Genomic DNA, 21,527 nt, shown 5'->3' on the forward strand with positions numbered 1-21,527 from the left:
CCTCGTCCTCTTTGCGGTTTCCCGTGTGTCCGGGTTGCGCGACCTTTTGGAGCTCGCCTTTCTCGACGCCGACCTCGAAGCGCAAGCAAAAAGCGGCCTGGCGGTCGCCTTTGCCTTTCCGCCAGGCGCCGCGGGAGGAGACGAAGGAAGGGCGTCCAGACAAAGAACCCTTGGGGCTTCGTCGGAGGATTCGCCTTCGTCCTACGCAGGGATTCGCCCTCGCTCTATGGAGACGGAATGCCTACGACGTTTCGGAGAAGCGCGGGCATGCGCTACCGAGGGGAGTTTCTCGTCACCGTGCACGAGCGGAAGCCGAACTCGGTCGAAGGGGAAATCACACTCGCACTCCCCTCGCCGAGGCTCGCGCGGCGCAGCCTCGACTTTCCTCCCGTCCGGCGTACCTACGCCTGGAAGCGGGAAATCCGCGTCGTGGACGGCGTTCCACGCGAAGGGCTGAGCGAATGGGTCTACCTCCTCGACCAGAGGGAATAAAAGAGTCGCCGCCACGGCGCCTCCCGGAGCTGTCAAGCGGCACCTGGACGGTTCGCCGCTTTGGCCGAAGGGGAAAAAGGACCGCTGTCCGCCTGCGGCCTTGTCCTTCTCTGAACGACGCCGTACACTGTCTTCGAAAACGCCCAGCCCGTCGAAGAAACTCGGGGCAGGGCCGGATCGTCGGAGGAGGACGGGAAAGCCCATGTCGCCGTGGACACGCCTACTCCTCGCATCCGCCGTCGCCGGTGTGGGGTACTTTGCCGGTGCGGCGAACGCGCCCCCCGTTCCCGTACCCCTCGACGTACCCGCCGAAGTCTACGCTACACGAGGGGACAACGGACCAGAGGAAGCCCTGCGCACGGCGCTGCGCGATGCGAAAGCGAGCGTAGACGTCGCCGCTTACTCCCTTACGGACCCCGAACTCGTCGACGCCCTCCTCGACGCCCACCGGCGCGGAGTGGCGGTGCGCATCGTCACGGATCGCGAACAAAGCCGTCAGGCACCTCAAGCTCGCCAGCTCAAGCGGCTTCGCGAAGCGGGGATCCCCGTCCGGACGAACACCTATGCGGGGAAGATGCATCTCAAGCTCGTCGTCGTCGACGGGGAAATCGCCTTCTTCGGCTCCTACAACCTGACGCGCTCCGCGGCGACGCGAAACGACGAGGTTCTCGTCGCCGTCCGGGGCGGCGACGCCGTGCGGCCTCTCGCCCAGAAGTTCGACGAGATGTGGACCGATCCCCGGTATGCTCCGCTCCCCTGAGGAGGAGGGAAACGACCGCCGCATCTATCGAACGAGCCTCGTTCGAAAGGCGCGTGGGTATCGGACACATGCCGGGCGTGGCAGTGGTACGCGTCGCACCGGACAGCCCTGAGGTAGGGGCGGCACCGGGACGATCGCACAGGCAAGGGAACCGAAGACGCGAGAGGAGCAAGCGCGTGTCCGCAAAGAATCCGGATCTCGGCAACGACGCGAAGATCGCCCGAACCTTTGCCTTCCTCTTCCCCACGGGGGGCAAGCGCGAGCTTGCGCGGTGGATCGCCCTCCTTCTCATGGCCTGGGACCACTGGGTGGCGATGACCGCCCCGTTCGACATTTGGGGGCGCATCCCCGGGCGTGTCGTCTTTCCGATCTTTGGCCTCTTCATGGGGGCGACCCTCGCCCGCGGGTATCCCGTAGGCCGGTACCTGAACCGGCTTCTCCCCTTCGCCCTCGTCGCCCAGGTCGGCTTCGCCGTCTTTTCCTGGCCGACGTTCCTCGGACGCCCGGTCCTCCTCTACTGGAACATCCTCTTCACCCTCGCCTTTGCCGCCCTCTTTTACGAAGGCGTACGCCGCCAACGAATTTACGCCGTAGTCCTCGGCCTCGCCGCCGCGCCCTTCGTCGACTACGGACTGCCGGGGATCACCTTTGTCACCGCCTCCGCCTTCCTCGCAGGCTGCGTCAATTCCCCAAAAGAAACTCCTTTCCTTCCTCCGCGCAAGGTCGGTTGTGGCGTCGCCTCCCTCTTTTTCCTCGGAAACCTCTTCGCCTTGAACTTTGTCTCCCCTGAGTGGCCGTACCTCGTCCTCGCCTTTGGCGGGTTTCTCGTTCTGCCCCTTCTTTGGCTCGTGGATCGGCTTCCGTTCGGCCTCCCGCGCGGTCCCTGGTGGCTTCCGTACGCCTACTACCCACTCCATTTCGTCGTCCTCTTTTTCCTCCGCCGGCTCCTGTACGGCGGCTGACGCCGTCCTTACATCTCGACTTCCTCCTCGCCTCGCCTGTTCCCATCGCCGATCGTTCGACACACCCGAACTCTTCGAGGGGGATCTGTCGTGCCCACGATCCGTACACCGCGGACGACGCCAAAGGAACGGCCGGCCCGGCCGGCGCCGTCCCGAATTCCCCTTAGGAAGGCGGACTTCGCTTGGCTCGCCGTCGTCTTCGCCCTCGCCTTTTGGATCGGCCAAAACTTTCCTCTGGGACCTCTCGCGCCTAAGGCCTCGTTCTTTTGGACGCAGGGAGGGCCGTCGCCGGAACACGCCGCCGTAGCCCTCCTCGACGGGGCAAAGACGCGCGTAGACGTCGCCATGTACGACCTCACACATCCCGCCGTCGCCGATGCCCTCCTGCGCGCCCGAAAGCGGGGAATCCCCGTGCGGCTGATCATGGACGCCCGCCAGAGCCAAGGCGATCGAGAGAAGGAGATCCTAACCGCCCTACGAAAAAGCGGCGTAGACATACGGGTCAACCAACACGAAGGACTCATGCACCTCAAGCTCTTCCTCATCGACGGCAAGCTCGCCGCCCTCGGCTCCTACAACGCCACGCTCTCCGCCTCTCGGAGCAACGAAGAGCTCCTCGCGGTCCTCGGAAATCCCGTAACGGTGGCCGAACTCGCAGAGCTCTTCGAGCGGACGTGGGCGCAAGGCACCCCCATCGACGGCGGTTCCACCTCCCTTTCCTTTTTCCGCGAAGACCTTCCGTAGGGAGAAACTCGCAAGACCTTCCCATGGGGGAACAACAACGCGAGGACCTTCCGTAGGGGGGAAACCCCGTGAAGCACCGCCTGCGCGAGGCGCTCTATCGCTTCCTCCGGGAATACGCCCCGTACCTCCTCCCCGTAGCCCTCCTCGTAGCGGTGGGAATCGCCTACCCGCTCCTACGAAGCCACCTCGGGGCAAGGGAGGTCGCTTCGCCCGCTTCCGCGGCGGAGGCCGCCTACGCTGAGGCCGCTCCAACTCGGGAACGCGCTTCCCGGGAGGCGGCGGCACCTGCAAAACCGGCCGTCCTCGTGGACATCCGCGGCGCCGTTCGCGAACCGGGCGTCTACGCCTTTTGGGAAAGTGACGTCCGCGTCTACCAGGCCGTCGAGCGCGCCGGCGGCTTCACGGAAGACGCGGACCTCGAGCGCGTGAACCGCGCCGCGCCGCTCCGGGACGGACAGATACTCCACATCCCGCGCATCGGCGAGCCTGTGTCGGGAGAGGACGCACGGGCTTTGCCGGGACCGTCTGCGGGCGGGGGCCGATCGGAGCAGCTTCGCGTAAACCTGAACACTGCCGGCGTCGAGGAACTCATGCGCCTGCCGGGGATCGGCCCGACCCGGGCGCAAGACATCGTCGCCTACCGCGAAGAGCACGGCCCCTTTCGTTCGGTCGACGAGGTGCAAAACGTCGCCGGCATCGGTCCGAAGACGTTCGCCAAGATCCGCCCCTACCTCGTCGTTGAACCCTGAGGCAACCACCCCCGACCGAGCGCCCACGCACCACAAGGGGACGTGCCGCCGCCTAGGCGGGCGGAGCACGGGAGGGACGAAGACGTGCCCCTTACACGGCCCCGAGCGCCGTTTGTGTCCGTCTTTCCCTGGGTGTGCTCGCCGCTCTGTGGACCCCTCCCTTACGCCCTCGCCCTGGTGGGCGGAGTAGGGGCAGTCTACCTCTCCGGCCTTGCGCAGGCGGTCTGGATCGTCGCCACGGGAGCGTGGTCCGTCGCCCTATACGCCTCCGAACACCCGAAATTTGCCGCAACGCCCCGCGCGCGCACCGCCCTTGCCGCCGCAGCCTTTTCCGTGTGGGCTCTGGCGTTTGCCCTTGGGGTCGGCGCAGCCGAAATTCGCGAGATCGGGTACGCCCGCGAAAAGGCGGCCTTTGCCCGCCTTTTCTCCGAAGGACCCCTGCCTAACGGTCCCTTTTCGGCGGCCGACGCTTCCCGAAACGCGCGGGAACTGTGCGGGGAAGCCGTCGTCGTTGGCGATCCACAAAACACTTCCGCGGGAATCCTCGTCGATGTGCGGGTCGTCGGCGTGTGTGAGTGCCCTCCCGACGAGTCGGACGGGCGAACTACCGCCGTCCAAGCCCGAGGCGGCACCTGCACGCGGGGAAAATTCGCCGCATGCGTACGCCTCCCCATTCCCTTCACCTTGCGCGCGTACCTGCGTCCCGCGTCCGAAGAGATGCGCCTGGAACTGCAAGCGCTTGCCCGTGGGGCCGTCCTCCGCTTTCGCGGCGAGGCGTCCCCACCCCCCGGGCCGCAAAATCCCGGAGAGCGGGACTACCGCCCGTGGGCGCACGCCCGCGGCACGGTAGGGGAACTGCGCACCGCCGACGTTTTCCTCGTCGCCCCCGCTCCTTTCGGGGAGCAACTTCGCACGGAAGCCCGCAAGAGAATCGAAGGCGTCCTGGACGTGGGGGAACGGCGGGCGGCGGCTTCCTCGCTGGGGCGCGAAGGAGCTGCCGATGCCCGGGCCCTCCTGCGCGCCTTCCTCCTCGGCCGTACGGACGACCTCTCGCCCGAAGTAAGTCGCAACTTTGCGGAAGCAGGCGCCGTACACCTCCTCGTCGTCTCCGGCCTTCACGTGGGAATCCTTGCCTGGGGCGTGTACAGGTTCACCGGCTCCTTGGGGATGCGGGAAGGGGCGCGCCGCCTTTCCGTACTCCTCTTTGTCGCGACGTACGCCTCACTCGCCGCCGACTCCCCGGCGGTGCGCCGGGCCACGCTCACCGCCGCCGCCGTCGCGGGTGCTGGCCTCGTCGGTAGGAGGATCAACCCCCTTGCCCTCCTCGCCCTCCTCTGCGCCTTAGAGCTCCTCCTCACCCCCTCCCAAATCCTGCGGCCGGGGTTCGGCATGACCTACCTTCTCACCTTCGCCATCCTCCGCTACGCGCCGACCTACGCGGAGCACCTGCAGGGCCGCCTGCCCCGACCGATCGCTCCCTTTGCCTACGAACTTGCGGCGACGCTCCTCGTCGAACCGCTCGCCCTCCCCTTTCTCGCCGCAACCCAGGGCGGTTGGCCTGCGACCTCGCCGCTCATGAACCTCGTGTTGCTTCCCATATACGCCGCCCTTCTCCCCTTCCTCGCGGCCTCCTGGGGTGCAGCGATCGTCGCATCTGCCTTGGGCACACCGGGGATGGCGGTGGGTGCCTACCTCCTCGAACCTGCCCTGGGGCTCGTCCGCCTCGTCCAGGACATCGTCACCTTCTTGGCCTACATGCCCGGCGCACAGGTTCCCTTTACGGGCGTACCCTTCCCCCTCTGGATCTTCTGGACGGCCGCCCTCTTAGGAGCCTACGAAGTCGGTGCACGGTACCTCCTCGGGAGGCGCTTCTTCCCCGAGCCCCAACCCCGCCCCGGCGAGGAAGGAGCCGCGATCCGCCGGCGTCGGCTGCGCCGCGCGGGAATCGCCTTTGGCACGCTTTTCCTCCTTTTCCCTCCGCTCCTCGGCCTCCTCGACGGCCTCCGGTTCCTCTCTCCGCCGGCCGCGACGCGGGAAGAACTTCCGGAAGACCCCGAAGGCACGGCCCTCGTGGCCCTCTCCCTCAAGTCGGTTGCCGCGGTAGCTGTCGCCCGGGGCGGCGGCGCGCCGGAAGAACTCTTCGTCTACCGACCTCGGGAACGTCCGAACTCCCTGTGGCCCGAAGGAGAATTCCCGCGCTCTCCCGCAAGGGAGGGGGCCCGGCGCGCGGCCTTTCTCGGAGATGTGTACGACCGGATCGTCCCCGCACTCCGCGCCCTCGGCACCCGGCGCGTCCGCGCCACGTGGCTCGGTCTGGAAGCCGAAGAGGCAGAGATCCTCCGCCGCGCCTTACACCACAACTTCATCCTCGCGGACTTCGGCCAAAGCCCGGACCCGAGGTCGGGAGATGCCGCGATCAGAAAGTACGGCCCTTTCGCGGTCGAGGAACCCGGCTTCCTCGTAGAATCCGAGACGGGCATGCCGCTCGTAGACCTCCGGCCGCCGACCGCCGTCCCCCGCCGGGAAGACGTCCGGCCTGTAAGCCGTACGCCCAGCCTTTCGCAGTCCTCCTGCGGCACGTATCCGTCGGAACGCTTACTCGAGATACCGCACGGGATCGACCCGCCCCTCAGCTCCGTACGCGACCTGGGGGCCGTGCGAATCCGACCTGCGGGAGACCGCGTGCTCTTGGAGTGCCTCCGACCGGATTGAGCGCGCCTGAACGCCGCAGGATCCGCGATGCCCTTTTGCTGCCTAGGAACGAGGGCCGAGCGCCGAAGGTCGGGGTGGGGTCAGCTTGAGTCGCATCGTGTTTCCCGTGGGGATTTCCTTTAGGGGATTCCCACGGCCGTCCTCCACGACGAGTACCTCTTCGTATTCCAGCCAAACCACCCCGCCCTCGGGAACTTCCCGGACGTAGCGGTAGGCGTAGCTATACGGATGGTACAGAGGGTGGTCTACCTTGTCTGCCCCTTCCCCGCCGTCCGAGGGAAGCGCGATACGGGGAGACGTGCCCGCAGTTCCGAGCCGCACGCGGAAGGAAGACAGCCAATCCCCTCCCTTGAGGACCGCGAGCGCCGAGGCCGCATCCCGAGGAATTCCCTCCGCGAGGAGGGCAAATGCCGCCCCGACAAGCGCCGCGAATACCATAGCCCCGAAAATCCACCTCCACCGGGAGGTACTCCCCACGGTCTTTTCTTCCCGAACCATCCCTATCCCTCCCGACGGCCTGGCGCCTGCCCGGCAAAAGGCGGTCAGCCGTAAAACGTCCTCCCGTCCTTCCGCGCGGATGCGAACGGACATCGCAAAGACACTTTGTGCGTCGCTTCCGCATTCATCCCTATGCGGAAGGAAAGCGGCCTATCGCCGCACGAACGATCCGGACGCGACACCGTTCCTCTTCAGATTCAGAGGAGAAAGGGCCAGCTGGGCATCTTCGCGAGGCAAGGGAGTGCGGTGGCACCCCTTATAAAAACAGAGACTGCGCGGGAGAAATGAGAAGCAGGAAACAGCCAGGACATTTGTCCACGAGTTGCGAACGGAAATAGGCGTACGGGCCCCCGCGGGGGGGCATACCCTGAGCAAGGAAAGATGCCCCGTTGCGGATTTCGGGACGGAAAGCGGGGGAAATCCCGTGCCCCTACCGCAGGTACTCTCATCGCTGGCCAAATTCCTCTTCCCCTTCGGAGGGAAGGGAAATCGACCTCCCGAGGTTTCGAGAGGAGCGGCGAGCTACCCACGAGCCTACGGCTTTCCCGGCGTCGGCCTCCCACCGGGACGTCTCCCCGCCGCGTTTTCTCCGCCCGGCTGGAATACTCCGATGTACGCCGCACCCGGAGGAGGGTGGCCGCGAGCGGCGGAAGGCGTTCCTCCGGGACTACGCCCCGTTTCCCCGGCGGCCCCGACCGGAACCCCGTACCCGAGCTCCGGAATGCCTCAGGGCGCGCCGGTTCCGGCAGATCCGCCTCAAGGAACGGGAAAATCCCTCTTGCGGGGGCTTTTCTCCGCCGGCGCACCCTCCCCTTCCGGCAACGGAATCTCGTCCCTGGGAGAGGTCGTTCGCCTCTTACGAACCGTAGACGTAGGAAAGATCGTAGAGACCGTACAGGCCATACAAGGGGCTCTGGACGGGGTGCAAAAGGTCGCGCAGGTCATCCAACAGGTCGGCACAATGGCGCAAAACGTGCAGGCGCTCCTCGGCGCCTTCGACGCCGAGAGCCTTCTCGCCCTCTTGGTTCCAACGGATTCCCAAAAAGGTTCTTCTTCCCCTCAAGGACAAGGAGAAGCGGAACGCCCGCCGAAGTCCACAGAAGGGGCCGCGCCTCCCTCCGAGTCTTCTCAGAAGAAAGCAGAGAAAAAGACCCGAAACCGCACAGGCAAAGCCAAAGGAGCCAAGAAAAAGACGAAAACCCGGCGGAGATGAACCTGTACCGCCGGGTTTTTCTGCGCGCGCAGTCGTAGGTTTCGAACCCCGTGCTGCCTTCTCATACGGCCGTATGCGCCGTTCCGAAGGGAGATCTCCGAAGTCCTCCGTACGAGCCTCCGCACCCCGAGGGTGCGAAAAACCTCGCCGCACCTTCGGCAACCGAAAATGCATCGCGGAAATGCCCTAACGTGTTCAGTACAAGCCCAATGCCATTTTCGCCACGCGCGAAAGGCGCGTACGATCCCACGGCGGAGAGTATACAAGCTCGACTTCTACGTCGTCGTACTTCTCGAGTCCAAGAAGCGACCGGCGCACGTCTCCAACGATCACCGGGGCGAGAGGGCATCCCACCGCCGTGAGCGTCATGACCACCTTGAGGCGATTGGACTCGTCTTTGTGGAGCTCGTACACGAGCCCGAGGTTTACGATGTCCATCCCGATTTCGGGGTCGATGACGCCCATGAGGGCATCTATGAGCTGCTGTTTTTCCTCTTCCGTAAACGGGCCGACGAACTCGATCGGCGCGAGTTGCAGTTCTTCGTACATGGCCTCCGTCAGCACCCCCGTCCCTTGCGCTATCCCGATTGTAGCACAGCTTCCGCGGGGGCACCAAGGAGGGAGGCCGAAAGACGTACCTTTTGACGCCTCGAAACCCGAGACCCGGAAACCCCCTTACCTCATCACACCACCCACGCGGCGAGGGCGCACAGGGCGGGAACGAGGAGCGGACGGACGTCCTTCTCGCCTTCTTCTCGAAGCGGTAAGGACACTTCCCCCGTGAACCCGCGCAGCGCGAGGGCGGCGGCGGTCTCTTCGGCGCGCAAAAAGAGGTGGCGAAACCAGGCGGAAAAGAAGAGGGCCAGACGGCGCAAGCGCTCGACGGGACGCTTTCCGAAGGTGAGGCCGCGCGCCTCGAGCGCCAGGCGGAGGCGTTCCCCCTCTTCGAGGAAAAAGGGAAAGAGCGTAAGCACGAGGGACAGGGAAAAGGCTACGGCATCTACGGGCACACCGAGTCGCTTCCCCGGACGCAAGAGGCGGGCGAAGGCCGCAACTTGCTCTGTGGCCGGAGTCGTGAGCGTGTAGAGGAGGGTCAACCAAAAGACGAAGAGGAGGCGAAATGCCACGATCAAAGCGGCCGCCACCGCCGCAAACACACCCTGCTCCCAGACGCCCCATGCGGAAAAGGCCGCAAACGTCACGATCCACACTCCCGCGGACAGGAGGTTTCGGAAGAGAAAGAGCGGGGAAAGCCGGGCCGATCGGCTGAGAGAGAGGGCGGAGCAGATGAGAAGGAGGAAGCCGAAAGGGGACCGTACCCAAAAGGCAGAAGCCGAAGCAAAGAGGGCAAAGACGAGCTTCCACACGGCCGGCACCCGGTGCAAGGGTGTCTCTTCCGGCAAGATGCGACCGAAGGGAAACGCGCCGCTTCCGCGCATCGTTTCACCCCTCACCTTGGCGAACGGAGGCGAGTTTCTCTGCCTTCTCCCCGCCCCATCCCGGCCGACCCCGAAGAAAACGGCGAAAGGCGTCCGGAGGACCGTCGAAGAGGATCTCCGCCTCCGACCCTTCGTCGCCTTTGCGGTCGAGAAAGAGGACGCGTGTCGCGAGGCGAAAGGCGACTTCCCGGTCGTGGGTCACGAAGACGAGGAGCCGCGAAGGGGAGTGTAAGGCGTACTCCGCAAGAAGGTCGAGGAGGAGCGCGCGGCCGGCGGCGTCGAGGCCGATGGTCGGCTCGTCGAGAAAGACGACCTCTGGCTCCCCGGCAAAGATCGCCGCGAGGACCGTACGCCGCCGTTCTCCGGTGCTCAACTGCCGGGGCGAGCGGCTCCAGAGTTCCTCTCCGATGCCCCAAGCGAGGAGGTACTCCCCGGCGCGCCGCGCAGCTTCGCCCGGGGGAACGCCGCGTTCTCTGAGCCCAATCGCCACTTCGTCCAAGGCCGTGGACGTGAGGAAGAGGTCTTCTGGAAACTGCGGAACGTAGGCGACCTTGCGCCGGAGGTCTTCGGGAAGCCCCCGAGGCCGGGGAACGCCGTCCCAGAGGAGCTCGCCTCCCGTGGGCCTGAGAAGTCCCGCCGCAAGGCGGGCGAGGGTACTCTTCCCCGCCCCCGAAGGACCGAGGATGGCCACGACTTCCCCCGGCCAAAGACGCAAATCGAGCCGGGAAAATACGCGGCGGACGAAGGGCGTCCCCGCAGCAAAGGCGAATTCGACGTTGCGGAGTTCGATCCGCGGACGAGCGGTTGCCCCGGAACTCCCGCCGTTGGCCCGAGCGACGCGCGGTCGCCCGACCCCCTCGTGCGAAAGTACACTCCTTTCGAGTTCTTCCCGCGATGCCGGTACGACCCGCCCCTCGCGAAGGACGAATACGTGCCGGACGCTGCGGGCGAGGTCGACGTCGTGCGTCACCCACACGGCAGCGGCACCGGAAGCCACCTCTCGGCGGACGAATTCCACGAGTTCTCTGCGCGACGGCGGGTCGAGAAAGGACGTCGCCTCGTCGAGGACGTACAGGACGGGGGCGCCGACAGTTGCGGCGGCGAAAACGAGGCGCATGCGCTCCCCTCCCGACAGGTGGGCCGGGGGCGCTTTGCGAAGCGAAGATAGGCAGAAACGCTCGAGAACTGCCTCCGTCCTGGCGCGTACCTCCTCGGGAGAAAGTCCGTGTCCGACGAGCGAGTAGGCGACGTCTTCCTCAACCGTGGGGCCGACGATTTGCAGTTCGGGATTGGGGAAGACGTAGGCGATCCGACGGCGCAGGCGGGCCCGCTCCCTTTCTCCGAGATCGGCGAGGGACTGACCCAAAAGGCGTACCGCCCCGCGACCCGGCGGGTACAGCCCGGCGAGGAGCCGGGCGAAGGTCGTCTTGCCGGAACCGTTCTCCCCCATGAGGGCGACCTCGTCCCCGGGAAACAGCCGCAGGGAAACCCCCTTGAGGATCCAACGGCCCCCGCGGTAGCGGAACCAAACGTCGTCGAGCTCCGCGAGGGGAATCACGCCCGTTCTCCGTCCTTTCGCCCCTCCGTCGTCCAAAGCTCCTGCGTCGGGGAAAACGTCGCACGGCGGTAGGCGTCGCGGAGCGGGAAAAAGGCCAACCCGAGCACGGCGTTTTGCAGGACGTCTTTGACGAAAAACACCCCCATCCCCGCCGCTATCGCCCAAAGGCCGGCGGACTTGCCGGTGACGAAGTTCAAGACCCCCCACATGTAGACGATGCCCGTAGCGTAGAGGGGCAGGAGGGCCGCCTCCAAAGCGAGAAAGTAGGCAAAGAACGCGGTGCGATTCCGCGAATCTCCCTTAGCTTCGCGGGCGGCTTCCCGCCCGGGGTTGTCTTTCGTCCTTCCGAGCGCTCCGTAGATCCACCCGGAGGTGAGGGCGGCGAGAACGTAGCCGAGGATGTAGCCGAACGTGGGCGCGAGGACGTAGGCGAACCCGCCAGAACCTCCGGCAAAGACGGGAAACCCGAGAAGACCCAACAAGAGGTAGAGCCCCATCGCCAAGGCGCCGTTTCGGGCCCCGAGGAAGACCCCGGCAAAGGCGGAGAGAAAGGGCATGAAGCTGATCGGCACGTGTACCCCGGCTACGGGAAGTCCCGGGAGCAGGCGGGCGAGATACACGGAAGCTACGGCGACGGCGGTGTAGGTCGCCACGAAAGCGATCGTTCTTGGGTTCATGGAACGTACCTCCCCGAACAGCGGAGTGCCTTTTCTCCCTGCTTTAGCTGACGCTCAAGACCGGCCCCTATCGCACCTTTAGGGAAGAAGGACCCCCTCCTTTGGGCCTTTAGGGGGAAAGAAAGAGCCCCTCCTTCGAGCCTTCAGGTCGGTCCGAAGCGGGAACAGGCCAACCGAGGTCGCGCAGGAGGCGGACGTCTTCCGAAGGGGCCTGGCCCGGAGTCGTCAGATAATCGCCGACGAAGATGCTCGTAGCCACGAGAAGGGCGAGAGGTTGGAGGGTGCGAAGGGAAAGCTCCCTTCCCCCTGCCACGCGAAGCGGCGTCCGGGGAAAGCGGTAGCGCAGAAAGGTGAGAACGACGAGGGCGCGAAGGGGAGAGAGGGGGAGGCGGTGGCCGAGCGGGGTTCCGGGAATCGGGATGAGGAAGTTCACAGGCACTTCGTCTACTTCGGCACGTGCGAGGTCCTCGGCGAGTGCGAGGACGTCCGAATCTTCCTCCCCCATGCCGAAAATCGCCCCGGAAATCACGCGCATACCCGCTTCGCGTACGACCCGAAGCGTCTTCAGGCGATCGTCGTACGTGTGCGTAGTGGCGATGCGGGGATACATGCGCCGCGAGGTGTTTAGGTTGTGGTTGTAGCCGTCCAGCCCGCTCTCCCGAAGGATTCGGGCGCCCTCCCGGTCGAGAAGTCCGAAACTCCCGTACACCCTGAGTGCGGGAGACTTCGCCTTGATCCGGCGCACGGCTTCCGCCAGACGTTCGAGCTCGCCCATCGTAGGGGCTCGTCCGCTCGTGACGACGCAGTACACCCTCGCCCCCAAGGCGACGGCCCGTTCCGCGCCGCGGACGATGTCCTCTTCGGCAAGGAGGGGATAGCGCGGAATCGTCGCCCGAGAGCGCGAGGACTGCGAGCAATAGGCGCAATCTTCGGGACAGAGGCCGCTCTTCGCGTTGATGAGCGTGGCAAACCCCACCTCTTCCCCGAAAGCTGCCCGACGCAAAAGGTGGGCTCCCGCGAGGACAGGGAGGAGTTCGGCCCAATCCCTTACGGCGAGGATGCGCAGCCCTTCTTCGGGGGTGAGCGATTCGCCTGCGAGGATGCGGCGCGCCTTGTCCACCCAATCCAAGGGCCTTCCTCCTTTCTGCCCCCCATCGTACGGGGAAGGATTCCTATTGTCAACCCATTTGGTTAACATTTTCGCGACACGAGGTTTACAAAAGGGGCTTGGTTGACATAAGGGCTCCTGCGCCCGAGCGAAGGAGGGAAAGGCCGTGGGGGAGGTGTACGTCGGTACGTCGGGTTGGTCGTACCGGCACTGGCGTGGCGTTTGGTATCCGGAAGACATCCCCGCCAAGGAATACCTCGCCTGGTATGCCCGTCGTTTCCCCACGACGGAGGTAAACGCGACGTTCTACCGACTTCCTCGGACGTCTACGGTAACCCGCTGGACGGACGCCACGCCCGCGGGATTTCTCTTTTCCGTAAAGGCGCCGCGCTCGATCACGCACCTGCGAAAGCTCCGAGGCGTCGAAGAAGACTGGGACCGATTTCGTGAGGTCCTCGAAGCCTTCGGCGAAAAACTCGCCGCGGTGCTCCTTCAATTCCCCCCGAGCTTTCGTAGCGACGCGGAAGCCACTTCCCGTGTGGCGGAATTTCTCGCGAAACACCGCACGTACACCTTCGCCCTGGAGTTCCGGCACGCGAGCTGGATCCGACCCGAAGTCTTCGACCTCTTGACGAACTTTCGGGCCGCGTGGGTGATCGCCGATTCTTCCCGCTACCCGAGCGCCGACGTGGCGACGGCAGACGTCGTCTACTACCGCTTCCACGGGCCGAAAGCGTTGTACGCCTCCTGCTACACAGATGCGGAGCTCGAAGGCTTTGCCCAAAGGATCGCCCGGCACCTCTCCCAAGGAAGAAAGGTCTTTGCGTACTTCAACAACGACGTACAAGGCTGTGCGGTGCAAAACGCGAGCCGGCTTCGGGAACTTTTGCGACGGTACGACGCATAGGCAGACCTGGCGGCAAAAAAACGCCCCCGGGTCGTTCGACCCGGAGGCGATTGCGCGCGAATCCGTAGACCCGACAGAGACAGCCGCCGAAGTGGCGGTACACGGCTGCGGACTTCGCAGTCTACGGCCGCGAGCTTCGGAGGACTACACGTCGGCGCGGATGAGCCCCTGTCCCGTCTTCTCCCGAATGGCCGCCTGCGCCGCCGCGAGACGGGCGACGGGAACGCGGTAGGGCGAAGCGCTCACGTAGTCGAGCCCGATCATGTGGCAGAACTCCACGGAAGACGGGTCTCCGCCGTGCTCGCCGCAGATCCCGAGCTTGAGTTGGGGCCGCACACTCCGACCCTTCTCCACGGCAATGCGCATGAGGGCGCCGACGCCGTCTCGGTCGAGGACGATGAAGGGGTTGTCCTTGAGGATCTTCTTTTCGAGGTAGGTCTGAAGGAACTTCCCTTCCGCGTCGTCGCGGCTGAAGCCGAAGGTCGTCTGCGTGAGGTCGTTCGTCCCGAAGGAGAAGAACTCGGCTACGCGGGCGATCTCGTCGGCGGTGACGCAGGCCCGTGGGATTTCGATCATCGTCCCCACGAGGTAAGAGATGTCGAAACCGAACTCCTCGCGCACCTCTTGGTAGACGCGCTCGACGACCTCCCGCATGAGCTCGAGCTCGCGGACGTGGCCGACGAGGGGGATCATGATTTCCGGGCGCGGGTCGTAGCCTTCGCGCTTCAGGCGGAAGGCGGCGCGAAAGATGGCGCGGGCCTGCATGGCGTAGATCTCCGGATGGGTGATCCCCAGCCGGGTCCCCCGGTGGCCGAGCATCGGGTTCGCCTCACGAAGGGCGCGGACCTTGCGCAGGAGCGCCTCCTTTTCCCGAAGCTCGGCGGCGCGGGAAGGATCGCGCCGGAGCTCCTCCACCTCGAGGAGGAGTTCCTCGTAGTTCGGGAGGAATTCGTGTAGCGGCGGGTCGAGGAGGCGTACGGTGACTGGAAGCCCATCCATCACCCGGAAGATCTCGGTAAAGTCGCCTTCCTGCATGGGAAGGAGCTTCTCCAGGGCGGCGGCGCGCTCCTCTTCCGTTTCCGCAAGGATCATCTCCTGGACGATGGGGATCCGTTCCGGCGCAAAGAACATGTGCTCCGTACGGGCGAGCCCGATCCCTTCCGCACCGAACTCGCGCGCGCGGCGCGCGTCCTCGGGCGTATCCGCGTTGGCCCGCACGCCGAGGCGGCGCACCTCGTCCGCCCATTCGAGGAGGGTGCGGAAATGTTCGCCCAGCGTGGGCTCGACGAGGGGGGCCTCTCCCAAATAGACGTATCCCGTGCCGCCGTCGAGGGAGATCACGTCGCCCTTGCGGATCACGATGTCTCCGACGTACGCCTCGCCCTTGGCTTCGTCGATCCGGAGGGCCTCGGCGCCTACGACGGCGGGTTTGCCCATCCCGCGGGCGACGACGGCGGCATGGCTCGTCATCCCCCCGCGGCTCGTGAGGATCCCCTGGGCCACAGCCATCCCGTGGATGTCGTCGGGGGTCGTCTCCGCCCGGACGAGGATTACCTTTTCTCCTTCCTTGGCCCAAGCCTCCGCCTCATCGGCGTCGAAGACCACACGTCCGCTGCCCGCGCCCGGGGAAGCCGGCAACCCCTTGAGGATCGGCGTAAGCTTGGCGTTTTCGTCGATCCTTCGGTGCAGGAGCTTGACGACAACCTCCGGGTCGACGCGGAGGAGGGCCGTCTCCTTGTCGATAAGCCCTTCTTCGACCATCTCCACGGCGATGCGGACGGCCGCCTGCGGCGTGCGCTTCCCGGTGCGCGTCTGGAGGAAGTAGAGCTTGCCACGCTCTACGGTGAACTCGATATCCTGCATGTCCTTGTAGTGCCGTTCCAAAAGCTCGACGGTGCGGGTGAATTCCTCATAGACGCCGGGCAGGCGTTCCTTGAGGCGCTCGATCGGCTCCGGCGTGCGGATCCCCGCGACGACGTCTTCCCCCTGGGCGTTCGTGAGAAATTCTCCGTAGAGGACCTTTTCTCCCGTCGAGGGGTTGCGGGAAAAGGCGACGCCCGTACCCGAGTCGTCCCCCATGTTTCCGAAGACCATCGCCTGGACGTTTACGGCCGTCCCGAGGGTGTCGGGAATCTTGTGGAGCTTCCGATAGACGATCGCCCGCTGGTTGTTCCAGGAATCGAACACCGCGCGCACGGCGCCGTAGAGCTGTTCGTAAGGATCCTGGGGGAACGGAGAACCGGTGGCCTTGAGGACGAGCTCCTTGTAGCGGCGGACGACTTCCTCCCAACCCGCGGCGGAGACTTCGGGGTCGCTCGCCACGCCTTCCTTGGCGCGAATCTCCTCGATGATCTCTTCGAAGCGGGCGTGCGGGATCCCGAGGACCACATCTCCGTACATCTGAATGAACCGACGGTAGGCGTCGAAGGCGAACCGGCGGTCGCCGGTGAGGCGCGCCAGACCTTCCACCGTCTCATCGTTGAGGCCGAGGTTGAGGATCGTGTCCATCATCCCCGGCATGGAGACCGGCGCTCCGGAACGGACGGAGACGAGGAGCGGGTTTTCTGGGTCGCCGAAGCGCTTCCCGAGCTTTTGCTCGAGCGCCCGCAGCGCTTCCTTCGTCTGCTCCCAAACCTCGTCGGGGATCTTGCGTCCGTTTTCGTAAAAGGCGGTGCACGCCTCCGTCGTGATCGTAAAGCCCGGAGGAACGGGAAGGCCGATGCGCGTCATCTCCGCAAGGTTAGCCCCTTTCCCTCCTAAGAGGTCGCGCATGCCCTGATGCCCTTCTTCGAAGGCGTACACCCACTTCTTGGTCGCGCGTACGTTTGCCTCGCTCATGGACGGATTCGCCCTCCTTTGATGAGTTCGAGGATGATCGCCGCCGTCTCCTCGACGGCCTTGTTCGTCACGTCGATCACGGGACAGCCGATCCGGCGGAAGACCTCGTGCGCAAAGTTGAGTTCCTCGAGGATCCGCTCCATCCGGGCATACGAGGCATCCGGAGGAAGGCCCAGGGCCTTGAGCCGCGCCGTCCGGATCTTGTGGAGCGTCTCGGGTTGGAGGGTGAGTCCGACCACCTTACTCGCCGGGATCTGGAAGAGTTCTTCTGGAACGGGAACCTCGGGCACGAGGGGCACGTTGGCCACCTTGTACAGACGGTGGGCGAGGTACATGGACAGAGGCGTCTTGGACGTACGGGAGACGCCGACGAGGACAATGTCCGCTTTGTAGAGGCCCCGAGGGTCCTTGCCGTCGTCGTACTTCACTGCGAATTCGATGGCCTCCACGCGCCGGAAGTACGACTCGTCGAGCTTGTGCACGAGACCCGGGATGAGCTTGGGCGTCTGTCCGAGCATCTCCCCGATCGCCCCGAGGAGCGGCGTGAGGATGTCGTGGCAGCGAAGGCCGCGGTTGCGACACGCTTCTTCGAGCGCATGCCGGATCTCCGGGACGACGACCGTGTAGACGATCATCGCCCCAAGCTCGCGGGCGGAAGCCGCGATCTCCTCTACCGTGCTCGGATCGTCGACGAAGGAAAACCTCCGAATTTCCACCTCTTCGTAGTTGAACTGGCTCACCGCGGCGCGTACGACGTACTCCGCCGTATCCCCCAGGGAATCGGAGACGACGTAGATCGTTCGTCCGCCCGCTTCGCGCTCGCTCACCTCGGCGATCGTCCATCCCCCCTCTCGCGATCCGTCGCTTCGCTGCGTTCCCGGGCTTCTGCGGCTACCCTACCGCCCGGAGGCGAGACGTCCTCGTCCTCCTCGGCCAACGCGAGGAACGCCCGCGTAACCGTAGTCTTTGTGAAGCGCCCCACGACCTCCCATCCGCCGACCCACCCGCTCCGCGGCACGACGACGGGCAAGGAATCCACCTCGTGCACGATGAGCTTTTTGGCCGCGTCGTACACGCTTTCCTCCGGGGTCGTCGTGTAGATGTGCGGCATGCGCGTCATGATCACGCCCACGGGAATCTTCGTGAGGTCTTTGTTCCCCAAGGCCGCCCGAAGGAGGTCCTTGCGGGAGACCACGCCGGCGAGGAGGCGGTCCTTGTCGAGGATGTAGAGCGTTCCCACGTCCTCCAGAAAGAGGCGCACGATGGCCTCGTACACGCTCTCGCTTTCGAAGATCACGATGGGAGGAGCGTGAAAGTCCTTGACCTTGAAGCTCCGGATGCGCTCCAAAAGGATGCGGTTTTCCCCGCGCCCCGCGTAGAAGTAACCCACCCGAGGACGCGCCTCCAAGTACCCCGCCATCGTGAGAATCGCGAGGTCCGGTCGGAGCGTCGCCCGCGTAAGACCGAGGAGTTCCGCGATCTTTTCCCCGGTGATGGGGCCCTGCTCCTTCACGATACGCAAGATCTCCCGCTGCCGCGGCGTAAGTTCGATCGAGATCACCTGCCTTTCTCCCCTACCCCGGCGGACCACTCGGGAAAGGACAAATGAGACACGCTAAATGAACAACTAGCATGACACATTCATATCCTACCGCAGGCGCCCATTCCGCGCAAGGTCCCGACGGTGACGTAGACGAAGAAGTGTCCGAAAACCGAATTCCCGGCCCACGGCAGAGCTCCTTCCCCGAACGGCATTTCTCGCGGCAGAGCGGCCTGTACGCCACAGGAAGGGCGAATTTGAACACAGGCTCTTTGGCGCGCTTTCGTCGGAGTGAACGCGGCGTTTGGAAGTATTCAGAGGCTTCGCAGAGGTGACACAACAGAACCAATATCGTACAATATTTCCGGATCTTCTCCGGTTTGGGGAGAAAAGACGCGCGGTGCGGTTTGTCCCGACACGACGACACGCGACTTGCGGCTGCGGGAAATGCCCCGGGGAAGCGCTGCGCACCTGAGGAAGAGCAGTCCTCACGGATTGAAAGGACTTAGGAGGAGATTTATCGATGATCAGGCGCCTGATGTCCTTGGATCGCAAGGTTTGGATTAAGGTTTGGATTGCGGTTATCCTCTTGGCTCTCCTCGTAGTTTCAGGCGGTGTGGCTTTCACCCTGCAACCTTTTCGGGATAAGCACGTCGACGACGCGGCGCGCCAAGAAGACCTCACGGCAAGCATCGCCGCTTCCGAAGAGGTACAGCCCGCGAAAAACCCTCTCCCCCCCGGCGTGGAGGAGCCGTACTGCGATTGTCTCGCGGATAAGCTCCGTCCGCCTGAAGATTGGCTTCCGACGCGTTACTCTAAGTCCATGTGGGCTACGCGTAAGCTTCCTACGGAAGAGGAGATTAAGGAGTACCGGGAAACTAAGCGACATACAGAGCCCAAGACTTCAGAAGAAATGCTTATGAGTGATTTAGTAAATGATGATGGCTACCGTACTCCGGATTATTATGTGACCAGAGATTTTAGGGACAGGGTAGACCTTGAGAGCGCTGGGGGGCTTCGAGACGTCTATTACGACAATAAGACCTACTACGATCGCATCCGGTTTGAATATCTCGGCCCCGAGTATTACAAGGGCCCGATTCCTGGGAGCCGCATTGAAGAGGCCTTCATGGAGCGGTACGCGGTGTCGAAGGCTGACAACCCTAAGGCCTTTCGTCCGGAGTTTCAGCCGAAGCTCGATGGCCGTTCGCTTGCGGAAAAACCCGATGCGTACGACGCGGAATCTGGACTCCTTTGGGATGAGCTGATTCCTTCGGCGCAAGATATGAGTGGCCTTGACTTTTTACGAGCCGGGTTTGCGAACGTCATTCTTCTCGACTACAAGCTCGATGAGAACGGCCACTTGAAGGAGTTTATCTTCCGTCCCATTGGCCGACGGGAGGCCTTCCGCGTCACGATCACTCCTCCCATTGAGAGCTTCATCGAGAACCATTTTTGGGGCGGCTGGAATACTCTAGACATCAACACCATTGCCACAATACGCGCCAACAAGGAAAATGAGCAGTACCTCCAGGATCTCATTCGCTACCGCCAGCCGGTCTACATTCACTTAAACAAGGATTTCAAGCGTAAGCTCCCAGAAACCAATGTGATCTCATGGAAGGGCCACGAAGAGTACATCCGGATTTTCGATCCCGAGGACAACAAGATTGTCAGGGAGGTGACGTATTCTCGAGCGGGGAATCCCAACTCCTTTGTGCTGACGTATACCGGTGGTGATTTTGTCTTTGAACTTTCCGCTGGTGCCTTTGGCTTGAGTAGAGTACGCGTTCCGGCGACTGAGTCGTACCCGGACATCATCGCACAGAGGATGAAGGAGAATCCCGATCCCAACGAGCTCAAAAAGATAGAGAATGATCTCAATAACGTTTGGAGCTCCCGGAAGACCGACGCCGACGAGGTCGTGTACGTTTACAAGTACAGTCTGAGGGATCGCCTTGTCGCACTCGCCCCGCCGTTTACGGGTCTCAAGGAGTACCATGGTCCAGTCAACAATCCGGATGCAGACAGACCGGAATGGAAGAAGGATCCTAAGGAGTTTGTGAGGCATTGGGGTTGGCGCTTTTGAGTCGAATCTTTCATGTCCGCCCGTCTGAGTGACGGGCGGTTTTTTATGAGAGCGTTCAAGGGGGGAGTACGCGTGCGGTGGAAAAGAGCTATCGCGGTGAGCCTTGTGTTAGTTCTTCTTTCCGCATTTATTCCCCAGGGTGCTTCTTCGGCAAGCATCCAAGTGGGGATCTCAAAGGGAAAGACAAAACCGAGCGGCCTTGCGTTTTTTGCTCCGAATAAAGATCTCGCGGTGATTGAGCTTCCGTTTGACATCACAGGACTCCAAGGCTATACGTACCTCGAGGTGAAGGGGAATCAGAGTTTTAATATCCCATTGATTGAACCTAGTGATAAATTAAGTAAAAGTTTTTCTAAAGTTGATGCAAAAAAACAACTACAAAACCACACGATTCTTGATGCTGACTTAGGTGGCGCCACCAAGTTGTCTGAGGTTATCGCATCTTTTATCACAGAAAACTTTCCTTCTTTAGCGGAACAACTTAAAGAACCTGTTGGAAAGACAAGATACTCCTCCGGATATCCCGTTATTCGCTGGGACCGCCTTAGAGACACAACATTTGAAATATCGGACAAGCCGCTTTATTTTAGCGCAAAGATCGTGAACTCCGACCGCAGGCGCCCATTCCGCGCAAGGGCGCCACGGGGACCAAGACGAAGAAGTGTCCGAAAACCGAACTTCCGGTCCGCTGCAGAGCTCCTTCCCCGAACGACATCTCTCGCGGCAGAGCGGCCTGTACGCCACAGGAAGGGCGAATTTGAACACAGGTTCTTGGGTGTGCTTTCGTCGGAGTGAACGCGGCGTTTGGAAGTATTCAGAGGCTTCGCAGAGATGACACAACAGAACCAATATCGTACAATATTTCCGGATCTTCTCCGGTTTGGGGAGAAAAGACGCGCGGTGCGGTTTGTCCCGACACGACGACACGCGACTTGCGGCTGCGGGAAATGCCCCGGGGAAGCGCTGCGCACCTGAGGAAGAGCAGTCCTCACGGATTGAAAGGACTTAGGAGGAGATTTATCGATGATCAGGCGCCTGATGTCCTTGGATCGCAAGGTTTGGATTAAGGTTTGGATTGCGGTTATCCTCTTGGCTCTCCTCGTAGTTTCAGGCGGTGTGGCTTTCACCCTGCAACCTTTTCGGGATAAGCACGTCGACGACGCGGCGCGCCAAGAAGACCTCACGGCAAGCATCGCCGCTTCCGAAGAGGTACAGCCCGCGAAAAACCCTCTCCCCCCTGG

The 21,527-nt window shown here is 63.4% G+C and carries 20 protein-coding genes; 10 read left to right on the top strand and 10 right to left on the bottom strand.

Annotated features, from left to right (window positions below; genetic code table 11):
* The first annotated feature begins 267 nt into the window (after positions 1 to 267).
* The 6 genes from C7438_RS03090 to C7438_RS03115 all read left to right on the top strand — a co-directional run bounded on the left by C7438_RS03090 (position 268) and on the right by C7438_RS03115 (position 6,419).
* A complete protein-coding gene (locus C7438_RS03090) occupies positions 268 to 492 on the top strand; it encodes a hypothetical protein (RefSeq protein WP_121443847.1) in 225 nt (74 codons plus the stop codon).
* Positions 493 to 694: 202 nt separating this feature from the next.
* The gene (locus C7438_RS03095) at positions 695 to 1,252 is read left to right on the top strand and encodes a phospholipase D-like domain-containing protein (RefSeq protein ID WP_121443848.1); all 558 of its coding nucleotides are present in this window, start codon (positions 695 to 697) and stop codon (positions 1,250 to 1,252) included.
* 176 nt (positions 1,253 to 1,428) lie between these two features.
* A complete protein-coding gene (locus C7438_RS03100) occupies positions 1,429 to 2,214 on the top strand; it encodes a TraX family protein (RefSeq protein ID WP_170143528.1) in 786 nt (261 codons plus the stop codon).
* Between the two features lie 90 nt (positions 2,215 to 2,304).
* Positions 2,305 to 2,958, top strand: coding sequence for a phospholipase D-like domain-containing protein (locus tag C7438_RS03105; protein WP_121443850.1), 654 nt, complete (start codon positions 2,305 to 2,307; stop codon positions 2,956 to 2,958).
* Between the two features lie 68 nt (positions 2,959 to 3,026).
* Positions 3,027 to 3,707, top strand: a complete 681-nt coding sequence (locus C7438_RS03110) for a helix-hairpin-helix domain-containing protein (RefSeq protein WP_121443851.1) — start codon at positions 3,027 to 3,029, stop codon at positions 3,705 to 3,707.
* An 84-nt stretch (positions 3,708 to 3,791) separates the two neighbouring features.
* Positions 3,792 to 6,419, top strand: coding sequence for a ComEC/Rec2 family competence protein (locus tag C7438_RS03115; RefSeq protein WP_170143529.1), 2,628 nt, complete (start codon positions 3,792 to 3,794; stop codon positions 6,417 to 6,419).
* A gap of 42 nt (positions 6,420 to 6,461) precedes the next feature.
* On the opposite strand, the gene C7438_RS03120 is transcribed toward C7438_RS03115, so the two are convergent.
* The 7 genes from C7438_RS03120 to bioB form a co-directional block, all read right to left on the bottom strand.
* Positions 6,462 to 6,917, bottom strand: a complete 456-nt coding sequence (locus C7438_RS03120; RefSeq protein WP_121443853.1) for a hypothetical protein — start codon at positions 6,915 to 6,917, stop codon at positions 6,462 to 6,464.
* A gap of 856 nt (positions 6,918 to 7,773) precedes the next feature.
* On the bottom strand, positions 7,774 to 7,959 hold the full coding sequence (locus tag C7438_RS09010) for a hypothetical protein (RefSeq protein ID WP_147401978.1): 186 nt from the start codon (positions 7,957 to 7,959) through the stop codon (positions 7,774 to 7,776).
* Positions 7,960 to 8,325: 366 nt separating this feature from the next.
* Positions 8,326 to 8,679 (bottom strand): metal-sulfur cluster assembly factor, encoded by a 354-nt coding sequence (locus C7438_RS03130; protein WP_121444069.1) that lies wholly within the window; start codon positions 8,677 to 8,679, stop codon positions 8,326 to 8,328.
* Between the two features lie 134 nt (positions 8,680 to 8,813).
* Complete coding sequence (locus C7438_RS03135) at positions 8,814 to 9,569, bottom strand: CbiQ family ECF transporter T component (protein WP_147401979.1); 756 nt, start codon at positions 9,567 to 9,569, stop codon at positions 8,814 to 8,816.
* Between the two features lie 4 nt (positions 9,570 to 9,573).
* Positions 9,574 to 11,127, bottom strand: coding sequence for an ABC transporter ATP-binding protein (locus C7438_RS03140; RefSeq protein WP_170143530.1), 1,554 nt, complete (start codon positions 11,125 to 11,127; stop codon positions 9,574 to 9,576).
* Positions 11,124 to 11,804, bottom strand: a complete 681-nt coding sequence (locus tag C7438_RS03145; protein WP_121443857.1) for a biotin transporter BioY — start codon at positions 11,802 to 11,804, stop codon at positions 11,124 to 11,126. Before C7438_RS03145 ends, C7438_RS03140 begins: the two co-directional genes overlap by 4 nt.
* Positions 11,805 to 11,913: 109 nt before the next feature.
* Positions 11,914 to 12,924, bottom strand: coding sequence for a biotin synthase BioB (gene bioB, locus C7438_RS03150; protein WP_245956472.1), 1,011 nt, complete (start codon positions 12,922 to 12,924; stop codon positions 11,914 to 11,916).
* A 154-nt stretch (positions 12,925 to 13,078) separates the two neighbouring features.
* Between bioB and C7438_RS03155 the strand changes: the two genes are divergently transcribed.
* Positions 13,079 to 13,819 carry a DUF72 domain-containing protein gene (locus C7438_RS03155; RefSeq protein ID WP_121443859.1) on the top strand — a complete coding sequence of 247 codons (741 nt, stop codon included), beginning with the start codon at positions 13,079 to 13,081 and terminating at the stop codon, positions 13,817 to 13,819.
* A 144-nt stretch (positions 13,820 to 13,963) separates the two neighbouring features.
* On the opposite strand, the gene ppdK is transcribed toward C7438_RS03155, so the two are convergent.
* From ppdK to ccpN, 3 genes are read right to left on the bottom strand one after another with little or no spacing between them, the layout of a single operon-like run.
* Entirely contained in the window at positions 13,964 to 16,657 is a 2,694-nt protein-coding gene (gene ppdK, locus C7438_RS03160; protein WP_121443860.1) for a pyruvate, phosphate dikinase, read from the bottom strand.
* Complete coding sequence (locus C7438_RS03165) at positions 16,654 to 17,484, bottom strand: pyruvate, water dikinase regulatory protein (RefSeq protein ID WP_121443861.1); 831 nt, start codon at positions 17,482 to 17,484, stop codon at positions 16,654 to 16,656. The genes ppdK and C7438_RS03165 overlap by 4 nt, the downstream gene beginning before the upstream one ends.
* Entirely contained in the window at positions 17,481 to 18,218 is a 738-nt protein-coding gene (ccpN, locus tag C7438_RS03170; protein WP_211322035.1) for a transcriptional regulator CcpN, read from the bottom strand. Before ccpN ends, C7438_RS03165 begins: the two co-directional genes overlap by 4 nt.
* A 502-nt stretch (positions 18,219 to 18,720) precedes the next feature.
* On the opposite strand from ccpN, the gene C7438_RS03175 reads away from it, so the two are divergent.
* The 3 genes from C7438_RS03175 to C7438_RS09120 form a co-directional block, all read left to right on the top strand.
* Positions 18,721 to 20,286: a hypothetical protein gene (locus C7438_RS03175; protein ID WP_121443862.1), complete on the top strand. Its 1,566-nt coding sequence runs from the start codon at positions 18,721 to 18,723 to the stop codon at positions 20,284 to 20,286.
* Between the two features lie 72 nt (positions 20,287 to 20,358).
* Complete coding sequence (locus C7438_RS09015) at positions 20,359 to 21,081, top strand: hypothetical protein (RefSeq protein WP_147401980.1); 723 nt, start codon at positions 20,359 to 20,361, stop codon at positions 21,079 to 21,081.
* 228 nt (positions 21,082 to 21,309) lie between these two features.
* Positions 21,310 to 21,527 (top strand): hypothetical protein (locus C7438_RS09120; protein WP_170143531.1); only part of this gene is annotated, 218 nt, incomplete at its 3' end.

This window comes from Brockia lithotrophica, from assembly GCF_003633725.1.
Taxonomy (GTDB): Bacteria; Bacillota; Bacilli; order Thermicanales; family DSM-22653; genus Brockia; species Brockia lithotrophica.